Here is a 12,751-nt window from a genome sequence, read left to right as displayed (position 1 = left end):
ACTGGCCAACCGTGCAAAATGCACTGTGCAAAATGCACGACCATGCAGACTGCACGAAGGTGCTTCTGCAAAAACGCCGCAAACACCTGTATTCATTGAGTTTTTACCGAATTCGATTACTGGCACGGTCACTGCAACAGTCAACTCACGTCTGCCACTACAACAGTCAGGAGTTGATATGGACCTTATCCAGGAAAAGTTCGTCTCGGTGTTCTCGGCCTACCAGGTCGCCACCCAGGCTCGCCCCGACGGTGGTGTGTTGCTGACCCTGCGTGCCGCCGATGGCAAAGTGACCCGCCGCGTGCTGACCTATGGCCAACTGCACAGTGCCGAGCAACTGTCCTGGGCAATCAGCGCCATTCGCCGTGACTTGGCCGAGCAGGCCAGTGAATTGCCAGTGATTTCGATGCTGCAGAGCCAGCAGCGGTTTGCCTTGCCGACCTACCGTTAAGGGTTTTTCTGTACGGGCCTCTTCGCGAGCTTTGCTCGCTCCTACGGGTACGGGTACGGATTACGACCCGGTAGGAGCGAGCGCAGCTCGCGATGAGGCCAGCCCAGGCACTACAACTCGTCAATCCCAAGAAACGCCCGAGCCGTTTCATCACCGGTAAACCGCGGCTCCCCCCCCCGCTCACTGGCGAACAATCGAAACGCCAGGCAAAACGGTGTATCCCCCAGCTCCACCCAACGCCGCACCCCTGCTGGCACCACCAGCCGGTCGCCCTTCTCGCACAACACCGAATACACATACTCACCCAAGCGCAACCCCACCTGGGCACGCCCGCTGACCACGGCAAACACTTCCTCGGCCTCGTGCACATGTTCATCGCGCACATCCACCTGCGCCGGGTCCGCGCCATCGCGGTTGAGCAGGCTGTAGGCAGCGCTGCCGTGCTCGGTCATCAACAGGTCAAGGTGAGCGCGGCACGCCTCCAGCACTTCACCCTGGGCACTGCCTGGGCGCACGCGCAGCGCATGGGGCTGGTGAGCGAAGCGCACGCCCTGCTCGGCCAGGGTCGCGGCAATGTCGTCGTGGTGGGTCAGCACCTTGTTCGGCAAGCCCGGGCTGGACGGGTGGAAAACACAGAGGATGCTCATCGGCTGCTGGTCCTGGTCGGTTTCGAACGAGTGGCAATGATAACGGCTGCCGCCAGTGCTGCGGCGCTCGCCATACCAAAGGTGAAGGTCGGCCCCAGCAATTTCCAGCTGTAGCCCGAATACAACGCACCCAATGCGCCGCCGGTGCCCGACAGCGCCGCATACAGCGCCTGGCCCTGGCCTTGCTGGCGGGCGCCGAAGCTGGCCTGCACGAAGGCGATGGACGCGGCGTGGAAGCAGCCGAAGGTTGCCGCATGCAGCAGCTGGGCGAAAATCAGCAGCGCAGGGTCACCGGCCAGATTACCCAGCAGCAACCAGCGCAGCGAAGCCAGCAGGAAGCTCACCAGCAGCACCCGCTGCACGCTGAACCGCGCGAACACACGGCTCATCACCATGAACATCAGCACCTCGGCCACCACCCCCAGCGCCCACAACAGGCCAATGGCGCCACGGCTGTAGCCCAGGTGCTCCAGGTGCAGGGTGAGGAAGGTGTAGTAAGGCCCGTGGCTGAGTTGCATCAACGCCACGCAGATATAGAAGGCAATGACACCGGGTGCGGCCAGCTGGCGCAGGAAGCCGCCCGCCTCGCGGCGCTCGCCATGCTCCAGCGGCTGGGCATTGGGCACCCACAGGCTGGCGGCGAAGATGCCGGCCATGACAGCCACCAGCGCCACCGGGTAGATGTCCAGGCTCAGCCATTCGAACAGGCGGCCCAGGCCGACCACGGTGATGATGAAGCCGATCGAGCCCCACAGGCGCACCTGGCTGTAGCGCGAGGTTTGGCCGTGCAGGTGGGCCAGGGTGATGACCTCGAACTGCGGCAGCACCGCGTGCCAGAAGAAGGCGTGCAACGCCATCACCAGCGCCAGCCAGGCGTAGCTCTTGCCGACGAAGATCAGCGAGAAGGTGGCCAGGGTCGACAACGCGCCCAGGCGCAGGATCAGCAGGCGCTGGCCCGTGCGGTCGCCTAGCCAGCCCCACAGGTTGGGGGCAATGCAGCGCATCAGCATGGGAATGGCCACCAGCTCGCCGATGCGTGCCGGGGGGAAGCCCAGGTGGTCGAGGTACAGGGCCAGGAAGGGGGCGGTGGCGCCCAGCAGGGCGAAGTAGCAGAGGTAGAAGCTGGACAGGCGCCAGTAGGGGATTTGGGACATGGGGGGGCCTTTTGGCTGCCTGTGCCGGCCTCTTCGCGGGGCAAGCCCGCTCCTACAAAAAAGAGGTGTGTAGGAGCGGGCTTGCCCCGCGAAGAGGCTGGCCCTGGCTAAATCAGAGCTGGCCCAGCACCGGGGTGGCGACGTTCACATCGGCATTCTGCGCACGGTGGCGCAGCAGGTGGTCCATCAGCACGATGGCCATCATTGCCTCGGCGATAGGCGTGGCGCGAATGCCCACGCACGGGTCGTGGCGGCCCTTGGTGATCACATCCACCGGGTTGCCGTTCACATCGATCGAGCGGCCCGGCACGGTGATGCTGGACGTTGGCTTGAGCGCCAGGTGCGCGACGATCGGCTGGCCCGAGCTGATGCCACCGAGGATGCCGCCGGCGTTGTTGCTGAGGAAGCCTTCCGGGGTCAGTTCGTCGCGGTGCTCGGTGCCACGCTGGCTGATGCTGGCGAAGCCGGCGCCGATCTCCACGCCCTTGACCGCGTTGATGCTCATCAGCGCGTGGGCCAGTTCGGCATCCAGGCGGTCGAAGATCGGCTCGCCCAGGCCCGGCATCACGCCTTCGGCCACCACGGTGATCTTCGCGCCCACCGAGTCCTGGTCACGGCGCAGCTGGTCCATGTAGGCCTCCAGTTCCGGCACCTTGCTTGGGTCGGGGCTGAAAAAGGCGTTCTCTTCCACCGAGTCCCAGGTCTTGAACGGGATTTCGATGGGGCCCAGCTGGCTCATGTAGCCGCGCACCTGGATGCCCTGGGTAGCCAGGTATTTCTTGGCGATGGCGCCGGCCGCCACGCGCATGGCGGTTTCACGCGCCGAGCTGCGGCCACCGCCGCGGTAGTCGCGGATGCCGTACTTGTGGTGGTAGGTGTAGTCGGCGTGGGCGGGGCGGAACAGGTCCTTGATCGCCGAGTAGTCCTTGGACTTCTGGTCGGTGTTGCGGATCAGCAGGCCGATCGAGCAACCGGTGGTGCGGCCTTCGAACACACCGGAGAGGATTTCCACCTCGTCGGCTTCCTGGCGCTGGGTGGTGTGCCGGCTGGTGCCGGGCTTGCGCCGGTCGAGGTCATGCTGCAGGTCGGCAAGGGAGATGTCCAGGCCTGGCGGGCAGCCATCGACAATGGCGACCAACGCCGGGCCATGGCTTTCGCCTGCGGTGGTGACAGTGAACAGCTTGCCGTAGGTATTGCCGGACATGGACGCTCCGCGAGTTCTGCCTGAAGTGATCGAAAGCGGGCAGTATACAGATGGAATGGCCGCCTGTGCGGGCCTCTTCGCGGGGCAAGCCCGCGCCTACGGGATGGTCACGGCGTTGAGCAGCGAACCTTCCCCCAATCACTGGGTCAAACCCTCATCTCCCCACTGTAGTACCGCATGATGTCGCGCTTCGTCGCCCTGCTGCTCCTGCTGTGCACCGGCCTGGCCCAGGCCGCCCCCACCGTGTCGCAACGCCCCATCGACCTCGATACCGGCCAGGGTGTGCTGCATGGCAGCCTGCTGCTGCCCCAGCAGGCCGTGCCGCCTCCGGTGGTGCTGATCATTGCAGGCTCCGGCCCCACTGACCGCGATGGCAACAACCCGGCCTCCGGGCGCATCGACAACCTCAAGCGCCTGGCCTTGCTGCTGGCCAACGCGCACATCGCCAGTGTGCGCTTCGACAAGCGCGGCGTGGCCGCCAGCCAGCCGGCAGCGCCGGATGAGCGCGATCTCAGCGTGCAGCGCTACGTCGACGACGTGGTGGCCTGGAGCCGCCAGCTCAAGGCCGACCCACGCTTTGGCCCGCTGATCCTGGTGGGCCACAGTGAAGGCGCGCTGATCGCAAGCCTGGCCGCCGAACGTGCCGGCGCCAGCGCGGTGATTACCCTGGCCGGCAGCGGCCGGCCAATGGCCGACGTGCTGCGCGAGCAACTGGCCCAGCGCATGCCGGCTGCACAACTGGCGCGCGGCAGCGCCCTGCTCGACCGCCTGCAGGCCGGGCAAACCAGCCTGGACGTGCCGGCACCGTTGCGCCAGGTGTTTCGCCCCAGCGTGCAGCCCTACCTGATTTCGCTGTTCCAGCAAGACCCGGCCAAGGCCTTCGCCCGCCTGCCGATGCCAGCCTTGATCATCCAGGGCCGCAACGACGTGCAGGTCGACGTGGCCGATGCCCAGCGCCTCAAGGCAGCCAAACCGGACGCCCAGCTGGTGCTGATCGATGGCATGAACCATATGCTGCGCATCAGCCCGAAAAGCATGCACCAGCAGCGCGACAGCTACCTGAACCCAGAGCTGCCACTGGCGCGTGAGCTGGGTGAACGGATGGTCAGCTTCATTCACCAGTTGCCCTCGGCCTGACCCTCAAACATCGGCAGCGGCTGCCGATAACGCGGTATTGGTGCGATTCGGGGCCGCTTTGCGGCCCATTCGCGGGGCAAGCCCGCTCCTACAGGGGGGTGGGTTTAGCCTGCGAATGGGCTGCACGGCAGCCTTGGCCAGCGCCCGCCCGTACCTGAGGACATGCCTTGATGAGCGAAGCCCCCGCCGCTGTAGAACCGGCCGAAGAGCCGCAAGCCCCGGAACCGTCCAACCTGCCCTGGGCAGACCTTGCCGTTGAACACTTCCAGCTGGTGCGCCTGGCGCCCCTGCCCACCGACCGCAACAGTGGCGCACGGCCGCTGCGGTTCGTTGAGTTCGCCTACGCCGAGCGCCACGACAAGGCCCACAGCCTGTTGCGCATGGAAATCCGCCTGCCGGGGCAGAAGGTGCGCAAGGAGCAGAACCAGTTGGATGTGCGGGTTGACCATGCCCTGCGCCAGGTCAGCATCGGCAGCGACAACGGCCTGCAGCTGGAACCACTCAACCGCGGCCTCGGCCGTTTCCTGCTGGGCCAGGCGGTGCAATGGCTGCAGCGCAAGTGGCCGAACTACCGGGTCGAGGGCATGGCGCTGGCGAACAAGGACGCGCTGAACGAAGACACCCGCCTGCGCCGTGACCGCTTCCTGGCCGCCAGCGGTATCGAGGTTGAGTACGCCGATGCGCAGCACCTCAAGGGCCGCACGCTCGATACGCAGGTGAGCCAGCTCAAGGCCGGCTGGAACAGCGAGAAATTGCAGCTGGTGGGCATTCTGGATGCGGCGGGCATGCTGCAGCAGGCCGAGCAGCAGTTGCTGGAGAAAGACGGGCAACTGCGCGAGCGCGATGAGCGGGTGGCCAAGTACCGGCGTGAGGACAGCGGGTTGCGCTTTACCATCACCTGCCTGGTGGCGTTTGCGGTGTTCCAGGCGGGGTTGTTGATTTGGATTGCTACCCGGTAGACATGGCGCCGCGAGCGGCGCTTCGCGAGCTGCGCTCGCTCCTACCAAGGGGCGTATTCACCTTGTAGGCGCGAGCGTAGCACGCGATGAATCACACGCGGGCCTTGAACAGCTCCTGGTGGCGGCGGCACTGCTCGGCGGTCAACATGAACACGCCATGCCCGCCACGCTCGAACTCCAGCCAGGCGAAGTCCACCTCAGGGTACAGCGCCTCGACGTGCACCTGGCTGTTGCCCACCTCGACGATCAGCAGGCCTTTCTCGGTCAGGTGGTCGCCCGCCTCGGCCAGCATGCGCCGCACCAGGTCCAGGCCATCATTGCCACAGGCCAGGCCCATTTCCGGCTCGTGGTGGTACTCGGCCGGCATGTCGCCGAAGTCTTCGGCATCGACATACGGCGGGTTGGACAGGATCAAGTCGAAGCGCTGCCCCGGCAGGCCCGCGAAACCGTCGCCCTGCACCGTGAACACGCGCTCGTCCAGGCCATGGCGCTCGATGTTCTGGTTGGCCACCTCCAGCGCCTCGAACGACAGGTCGGCCAGCACCACCTCGGCGTCGGGGAACACCTCAGCGGCAACGATGCCGATGCAGCCAGAACCGGTGCACAGGTCGAGGATGCGCGCAGGCTCGGCGGCCAGCCACGGCTCGAAGCGCTTCTCGATCAGCTCGCCGATGGGCGAACGGGGCACCAGCACGCGCTCGTCGACGATGAACGACATGCCGCAGAACCACGCCTCGCCCAGCAGGTAGGCGGTGGGCACGCGTTCCTCGATACGGCGCTTGAGCAGGTGCTGCAGGCGAACCCGCTCGTCGTCCTCAAGCTGGCAGTCCAGGTAGCTGTCGGCGATTTCCCAAGGCAGGTGCACGGCACCCAACACCAGCAGGCGGGCTTCGTCCCAGGCATTGTCGGCACCGTGGCCGAAGAACAGCTCATGCTCGTGGAAGCGGCTGACCGCCCAGCGGATGTGGTCGCGCAGGGTGCGCAGACGAGATGTGATCACGGGGGACTCCTAATTCAGACCGTACAAAAGTCTAACAGCCCAACCCGCACATTTCTTCCGCGCAATGCCCCAACGGATAGCCACAGGCCAGTAATCACGCCACTTGCGTTGTCAACCATTCCCATTGGCGCCAAGGCAAGGGAGAATAGGTATACAAAAGCCCTTCCAAGGAGCCCTTGATGTCTGTTCCAACCACGATGTTCCGCCTCACTGGCCGCGACTATCCGCCGGCCAAGCTGAGCCAAGCCAGCCTGATCATCATCGATGCGCAGAAGGAGTACCTCAGTGGTCCCCTGCAACTGTCGGGCATGGACGAGGCCGTGGCCAACATCGCCCGGTTGCTCGACGCCGCCCGCAAGGCTGGCCGTCCGATCATCCATGTTCGCCACCTCGGCACCGTTGGCGGGCGCTTCGACCCGCAGGGTACGGCTGGCCAGTTCATCCCGGGCCTTGAGCCGCATGAGGGTGAAATCGTCATCGAAAAACGCATGCCCAACGCCTTCAAGAACACCCAGCTGCATGAAACCCTGCAGGCGCTGGGGCACCTGGACCTGATCGTGTGCGGTTTCATGAGCCATTCCAGCGTCAGCACCACCGTGCGCCGCGCCAAGGACTATGGTTACCGTTGCACCCTGGTGGAAGACGCCTCGGCCACCCGCGACCTGGCACTGAAGGACCGGGTGATTCCCGCCGCGCAGATCCACGAGTGCGAAATGGCCGTGATGGCCGACAACTTCGCCTGCGTTGCCCCTACCGCCAGCTTGATCTGAGGCAGGTAGCCACATGACCGCCCGGCAGCCGGGCGGAACCAGACGGCCCGCGCACAGGTCGAATTCAGGTTGTTCACAGAGGAACCTGGAATGAAGCTAAAAGGCAGTTTCGACGCCAAACGCCTGCGCCCGCGCCAACCGCGCAACTGGGGCGCCCGAATTGCCGCCGGGCTGTCGGCCCTGCTTGCCACGCTCGGCGTGTTGCTGGCCATGGCCGGTGTCGCCGGGCTGCTGGGCAACTATGCAGCCCTGGCCGAACTCAACGCCAACCGGCCGCTGGCCAGTACCCTGGCGGTGGTGGGCCTGTTGTTGCTGTACTTCGGCGTGCGCTTCTGGCGCCGTAGCCGCATTCGCCTGCGCCGTGGGCGCGAGCTGAACCTGTCGCCGCACCTGATGAAAAAGCATGATTAGGGGTTTGCGCTACCGGCCCTTTCGTTGTAGGAGCGGGCTTGCCCCGCGAATGGGCCGGCACTGGCGACACATAGCTGCACGCCGGGTCACACTCGCGTAAACTACGCCGCCCACGTGGAGGCACCATGCAAGACGACGATTTTTCCCTGTTCAGCGCCGAAGTGCGCGGCGTAAAGCCGATCAAGCACGACCGCGCCGACGTGGGCAAACCGAAAACCGACCGCCAGCAACTGGCCGGCCTGCGCCAGGCCGCGACCGTGCGCAGCGGCCAGGCCCTGGTGATCGACGGCCTGTCCGACCAGTTCGTGATCGACGTCGGCGCCGAAGACGAGTTGATGTGGCGCCGCGACGGCGTGCAGGAAACCCAGATCCGCAAGCTCAAGCTCGGCCAGATCGCGTTCGAGGGTAGCCTCGACCTGCACGGCATGAGCGTGGAGAAGGCCCGCGAAACCCTGTGGGCGTTCATTGCCGAGGCCACAAGCCTTGAAGTGCGCTGCGTGCGGGTAACCCATGGCAAGGCCGCGCGCCTTGACGGCAAGCGCCCGATGATCAAAAGCCACGTCAACACCTGGCTGCGCCAGCACCCGCAGGTGCTCGGTTTCACCTCGTGCCAGGCCCGCCACGGCGGCACCGGCGCGGTGTACGTGATGCTCAAGCGAACCATGATGGAGGGCCGCGACGAGTAACGCCGCGCTTGCAGCGCCGCCCGCGTCGCCGTACCCTTCTTTTTTGCGATTTTTACCCACAGGTAGATACATGTCCCTGGAACAGAACTACACCGAGATCCTCAGCCAACTTGGCGAGGACGTCTCCCGTGAGGGCCTGGTCGACACGCCCAAACGGGCTGCAAAGGCCATGAAGTACCTTTGCCGCGGTTATGAGCAGACGCTGGAAGAAGTCACCAACGGCGCCCTGTTCACCTCCGACAACAGCGAGATGGTGCTGGTCCGGGACATCGAGCTGTATTCGATGTGCGAACACCACATGCTGCCGTTCATCGGCAAGGCCCACGTGGCCTACCTGCCCAAGGGCAAGGTGCTGGGCCTGTCCAAGGTAGCGCGGATCGTCGACATGTTCGCCCGCCGCCTGCAGATCCAGGAAAACCTCAGCCGCCAGATCGCCGAGGCCATCCAGCAGGTTACCGGCGCCGCAGGCGTTGCCGTGGTGATCGAAGCCAAGCACATGTGCATGATGATGCGCGGTGTCGAGAAGCAGAATTCGAGCATGCTCACCTCGGTGATGCTGGGTGAGTTCCGTGAGAACGCCTCCACCCGCAGCGAGTTCCTTAGCCTGATCAAGTGATCGGCGCGTGACCCAAGCCGGCCCCCTGGGGTCGGCTTTTTCATTTCAGGAGTAGCCCATGATCGTCAAAGCCCTGCGGGTTGGCCTTGGCCAGCTCATCGTGTTCGGCGACTGGATCAGCCGCCCGGCCAAGCGCAAGCGCGATGCGGCGACCCAGGCGCGTGTCGAGCAGGAGGCCAAGGGCCTCGCGCTGTACCAGTTCCATGCCTGCCCGTTCTGCGTGAAAACCCGCCGCACCCTTCACCGCCTGAACGTGCCGGTGGCGCTGCGCGATGCGAAGAACGACGAGGTGCACCGCCAGGCGCTGCTCGAAGGTGGCGGGCGGGTGAAGGTGCCGTGCTTGCGCATCGAGGAAGAAGGCAAGGTGACCTGGATGTACGAGTCCAAGGCCATCATTGCCTACCTGGACAAGCGCTTCGCCTAAGCGCCAATTTTTCGCGGAACAAGCCCCTGCTGTAGGAGCGGGCTTGCCCCGCGAAAAAGCCAGACCTGCCCTACTCAACCATCGGCACATGCCGCGGATGGCTGGCCACCCTGGCCAACCAGGCCCGCACCCCTGGGTAATCGCCAAGGTCGAAGCCACCCTGGTGGGCCACATGGGTGTAGGCATACAACGCCACATCGGCAATCGAATACTGCTCCCCGACCAGGTACGGGGTCATCTGCAGTTGCCGCTCCATCACCTTCAACGCCTTGTAACCGCCCTTGTGCAGCTTGCGGTACTCCTCCACGCGCGCGTCTGGCAGGCCCAGGTAGAACTGGATGAACCGCGCCACGGCAATGTACGGCTCATGGCTGTACTGCTCGAAGAACTGCCACTGCAGTACCTGGGTACGCAGGCGCGGCTCGCTGGGCAGGTACTCGCTGCCGTCGGCGAGGAAGTTGAGAATCGCGTTGGACTCCCACAGACAGGTGCCGTCTTCAAGCTTGAGCACCGGCACCTTGCCGTTGGGGTTCATGGCCAGGAACTCGGGTGTTTCGGTCTCGCCCTTGAGGATATCCACCGGCTGCCATTCATACGGCCGGCCCAGCAGGCTGAGCATCAGCTTGACCTTGTAGCAGTTGCCCGACTGGTAATCGCCATAGACCTTGTACATCGCCCCGCCCCTCCCGTGCAGTTACGCAATAGTGCCCAATAGTTGGCGACTGTACGGCTAAAAGCAATGCCTGCTGTATGGCAACGATAGATGCCACCCGCGTTAGGCTGAAAAAATGCTTACACATGGACAAGGACCCCTCCCATGACCGATGCCACCTCCGCCCCCCTGCGGCCCCTGGCAGACAGTGCCCCTTCAGCGGTAGTTGCCGGTTTCATCGCCATGCTCACCGGCTACACCAGCTCGCTGGTGCTGATGTTCCAGGCCGGCCAGGCTGCCGGCCTGACCTCGGCGCAGATTTCATCGTGGATCTGGGCGCTGTCGATCGGCATGGCGGTGTGCAGCATCGGCCTGTCATTGCGCTACCGCACCCCGATCACCGTGGCCTGGTCCACGCCAGGGGCGGCGCTGCTGATTACCAGCCTGGGCGGGGTGAGCTACCCCGAGGCCATCGGCGCCTACATCACCTGCGCGTTGCTGGTGGTGATTTGCGGCCTGACCGGCAGCTTCGAGCGCCTGGTCAAGCGCATTCCAGCGTCATTGGCCTCTGCCCTGCTGGCCGGCATCCTGTTCAAGATCGGCAGCGAAATCTTCGTTGCCGCCCAGCATCGCACGTTGCTGGTGCTGGGCATGTTCTTCAGCTACCTGCTGGTCAAGCGCCTGTCGCCGCGCTACTGCGTGCTGGCGGCGTTGCTGGTGGGTACGCTGCTCTCGGGCGTGCTGGGCCTGCTGGACTTCAGCGGCTTCTCGCTGGAAGTAGCGACCCCGGTGTGGACCACGCCCAGTTTCTCGTTGGCTGCGACCATCAGCATCGGTATTCCGCTGTTCGTGGTGGCCATGACCTCGCAGAACATGCCCGGCGTGGCGGTGCTGCGGGCGGACGGTTACCAGGTGCCCGCCTCGCCGCTGATTTCGGCCACCGGCTTCGCTTCCTTGCTGCTGGCGCCGTTTGGCTCGCACGGGGTGAACCTGGCGGCGATCAGCGCGGCGATCTGCACCGGGCCGCATGCCCATGAAGACCCGCGCAAACGCTATACGGCGGCCGTGTGGTGCGGGATTTTCTATGGCATTGCCGGGGTATTCGGCGCCACCCTGGCGGCGCTGTTCGCGGCCTTGCCCAAAGAGCTGGTGCTGTCGATTGCCGCGTTGGCGCTGTTTGGCTCGATCATGAACGGCCTGACCGTGGCCATGGGCGAGGCGCGTGAGCGGGAGGCGGCGTTGATCACCTTCATGGTGACGGCCTCCGGGTTTACCTTGTTTTCGATTGGCTCGGCGTTCTGGGGGATTGTGGCGGGGGTGGTGACCTTGGTGATACTTAGCCCGCGCAAGGCCTGAAGCCTTTATCGCCGTCGCGGGTAACCCCGCTCCTATGGAAAAAATCGTAACTATCTGATTTAAAAATGAATCCTGTGGGAGCGGGCTTGTCGAGGCGTCGAACCGCCGCGAACACCGGCGTAGCCGGTGCCATCCACCGCGTCGCCTGCCCCACAGGACCCGGTAGGAGCGAGCGCAGCTCGCGATGGGCTGCAAAGCAGCCCCAGCGTGATGAGTTGCGAAGCTGAAGACCTGGGGCCGCTGCGCGCCCCATCGCGAGCTGTGCTCGCTCCTACCGGGGCGGCGCTGGCCTGGAGATGGGCGCTGGTTCGGCAGGCCAGGGTTGCGGTGTAGGTCAATCGGTGGTGTTCGCGTATCGCATTTTGGACACTCACGCATTGCGGCGCGGCGGCTGGCAATGTTCCCTGCGCGACAGCGCAGCCCGCGAGGGCTGGGTTATCTCCTACAGGATATTCCGTTAAATCAGACAGTTATGATTAGCGCCGCGCGGAGGCCGTTGGCTCAGATCGCGGTCGCCCCGCCATCCACCGTCAGGCAATGGCCGGTGGTGAAGGCCGCGCCATCGCTGCACAGGTACAGCACCGCGCTGGCGATTTCCTCGACCTTGCCGATGCGCCCCACCGGGTGCATCGCGGCGGCGAACTCGGCCTTGCGCGGGTCGGCTTCATAGGCGCGGCGGAACATGTCGGTGTCGATGACCGCCGGGCACACCGCATTCACGCGAATGCCCTTCTTGGCATACTCGATGGCCGCCGACTTGGTCAGCCCGATCACGGCATGCTTGGACGCGCTGTAGATGCTCATTTTCGGCGCCGCGCCCAAGCCCGCCACCGAGGCGGTGTTGACGATCGCCCCGCCACCCTGGGCCAGCAGCAACGGCAGCTGGTATTTCATGCACAACCACACGCCCTTGACGTTGACGCCCATGATGGCATCGAACTCAGCTTCGCTGCCCTCGGCCAGGCGGCCCTGCTCGATTTCGATGCCGGCGTTGTTGTAGGCGTAGTCCAGCCGCCCATAAGCCTTGATGACCTGTTCATGCAGCTGGCGCACCTCGGCATCGCGGGTCACGTCACAGGCCACGAACAGCGCCTGCCCACCGTCTTGGCGAATCTGCGCCACGGTTGCTTCACCGCCCAGCGGGTCGAGGTCGGCCACCACCACCTTCAGCCCTTCGCCGGCGAAGGCCAGCGCCGTTGCCCGGCCAATGCCCGCCGCGCCACCGGTGACCAGGGCTACCTGGCCGGAAAAGGTCATGCTCATCGTCTGCTCCTGAAGGGGATG

Annotated in this window: 15 protein-coding genes; 9 read left to right on the top strand and 6 right to left on the bottom strand. The window is 64.9% G+C overall.

The genetic code is table 11. From position 1 onward, the window contains the following. The first annotated feature begins 178 nt into the window (after positions 1 to 178). Positions 179 to 451 (top strand): DUF3509 domain-containing protein, encoded by a 273-nt coding sequence (locus F3J44_RS25900; RefSeq protein ID WP_167058424.1) that lies wholly within the window; start codon positions 179 to 181, stop codon positions 449 to 451. Positions 452 to 561: 110 nt separating this feature from the next. On the opposite strand, the gene F3J44_RS25895 is transcribed toward F3J44_RS25900, so the two are convergent. From F3J44_RS25895 to aroC, 3 genes are all read right to left on the bottom strand, one after another. Continuing rightward, positions 562 to 1,098: an oxidase gene (locus F3J44_RS25895; protein ID WP_167277297.1), complete on the bottom strand. Its 537-nt coding sequence runs from the start codon at positions 1,096 to 1,098 to the stop codon at positions 562 to 564. Beyond that, positions 1,095 to 2,252 (bottom strand): MFS transporter, encoded by a 1,158-nt coding sequence (locus F3J44_RS25890; protein ID WP_167277296.1) that lies wholly within the window; start codon positions 2,250 to 2,252, stop codon positions 1,095 to 1,097. The genes F3J44_RS25895 and F3J44_RS25890 overlap by 4 nt, the downstream gene beginning before the upstream one ends. Before the next feature lie 112 nt (positions 2,253 to 2,364). Continuing rightward, positions 2,365 to 3,456, bottom strand: a complete 1,092-nt coding sequence (gene aroC, locus F3J44_RS25885; RefSeq protein WP_167277294.1) for a chorismate synthase — start codon at positions 3,454 to 3,456, stop codon at positions 2,365 to 2,367. A gap of 177 nt (positions 3,457 to 3,633) precedes the next feature. Between aroC and F3J44_RS25880 the strand changes: the two genes are divergently transcribed. Both F3J44_RS25880 and F3J44_RS25875 read left to right on the top strand, forming a co-directional pair. Next, the gene (locus tag F3J44_RS25880) at positions 3,634 to 4,593 is read left to right on the top strand and encodes an alpha/beta hydrolase (protein WP_167277293.1); all 960 of its coding nucleotides are present in this window, start codon (positions 3,634 to 3,636) and stop codon (positions 4,591 to 4,593) included. 170 nt (positions 4,594 to 4,763) lie between these two features. Next, the gene (locus tag F3J44_RS25875; RefSeq protein WP_167058439.1) at positions 4,764 to 5,552 is read left to right on the top strand and encodes a hypothetical protein; all 789 of its coding nucleotides are present in this window, start codon (positions 4,764 to 4,766) and stop codon (positions 5,550 to 5,552) included. 91 nt (positions 5,553 to 5,643) lie between these two features. On the opposite strand, the gene prmB is transcribed toward F3J44_RS25875, so the two are convergent. Next, a complete protein-coding gene (prmB, locus tag F3J44_RS25870; protein WP_167058442.1) occupies positions 5,644 to 6,552 on the bottom strand; it encodes a 50S ribosomal protein L3 N(5)-glutamine methyltransferase in 909 nt (302 codons plus the stop codon). A 179-nt stretch (positions 6,553 to 6,731) separates the two neighbouring features. Between prmB and F3J44_RS25865 the strand changes: the two genes are divergently transcribed. From F3J44_RS25865 to F3J44_RS25845, 5 genes are all read left to right on the top strand, one after another. Beyond that, the gene (locus tag F3J44_RS25865) at positions 6,732 to 7,322 is read left to right on the top strand and encodes a cysteine hydrolase family protein (protein WP_167058444.1); all 591 of its coding nucleotides are present in this window, start codon (positions 6,732 to 6,734) and stop codon (positions 7,320 to 7,322) included. A gap of 90 nt (positions 7,323 to 7,412) precedes the next feature. After that, positions 7,413 to 7,733, top strand: a complete 321-nt coding sequence (locus F3J44_RS25860; RefSeq protein ID WP_167058447.1) for a hypothetical protein — start codon at positions 7,413 to 7,415, stop codon at positions 7,731 to 7,733. Positions 7,734 to 7,858: 125 nt separating this feature from the next. Next, complete coding sequence (locus F3J44_RS25855) at positions 7,859 to 8,419, top strand: Smr/MutS family protein (RefSeq protein WP_167058450.1); 561 nt, start codon at positions 7,859 to 7,861, stop codon at positions 8,417 to 8,419. A gap of 70 nt (positions 8,420 to 8,489) precedes the next feature. Further along, positions 8,490 to 9,035, top strand: coding sequence for a GTP cyclohydrolase I FolE (gene folE, locus F3J44_RS25850; RefSeq protein ID WP_167058452.1), 546 nt, complete (start codon positions 8,490 to 8,492; stop codon positions 9,033 to 9,035). Positions 9,036 to 9,093: 58 nt separating this feature from the next. Continuing rightward, positions 9,094 to 9,459: a glutaredoxin gene (locus F3J44_RS25845; protein ID WP_167058454.1), complete on the top strand. Its 366-nt coding sequence runs from the start codon at positions 9,094 to 9,096 to the stop codon at positions 9,457 to 9,459. Positions 9,460 to 9,529: 70 nt separating this feature from the next. On the opposite strand, the gene F3J44_RS25840 is transcribed toward F3J44_RS25845, so the two are convergent. Further along, positions 9,530 to 10,132 carry a glutathione S-transferase family protein gene (locus tag F3J44_RS25840; RefSeq protein ID WP_167058457.1) on the bottom strand — a complete coding sequence of 201 codons (603 nt, stop codon included), beginning with the start codon at positions 10,130 to 10,132 and terminating at the stop codon, positions 9,530 to 9,532. A 144-nt stretch (positions 10,133 to 10,276) separates the two neighbouring features. Here F3J44_RS25840 and F3J44_RS25835 point away from each other — a divergent pair, with 144 nt between their 5' ends. After that, positions 10,277 to 11,467, top strand: a complete 1,191-nt coding sequence (locus F3J44_RS25835; RefSeq protein ID WP_167058460.1) for a benzoate/H(+) symporter BenE family transporter — start codon at positions 10,277 to 10,279, stop codon at positions 11,465 to 11,467. 501 nt (positions 11,468 to 11,968) lie between these two features. Here F3J44_RS25835 and F3J44_RS25830 read toward each other — a convergent pair. After that, positions 11,969 to 12,730: an SDR family oxidoreductase gene (locus tag F3J44_RS25830; protein WP_167277291.1), complete on the bottom strand. Its 762-nt coding sequence runs from the start codon at positions 12,728 to 12,730 to the stop codon at positions 11,969 to 11,971. Positions 12,731 to 12,751 lie beyond the last annotated feature (21 nt).

Origin of the sequence: Pantoea sp. Tr-811, assembly GCF_011752535.1 — a bacterium.
Lineage (GTDB): Bacteria > Pseudomonadota > Gammaproteobacteria > Pseudomonadales > Pseudomonadaceae > Aquipseudomonas.
This window is presented reverse-complemented; position numbering and strand designations above follow the sequence as displayed.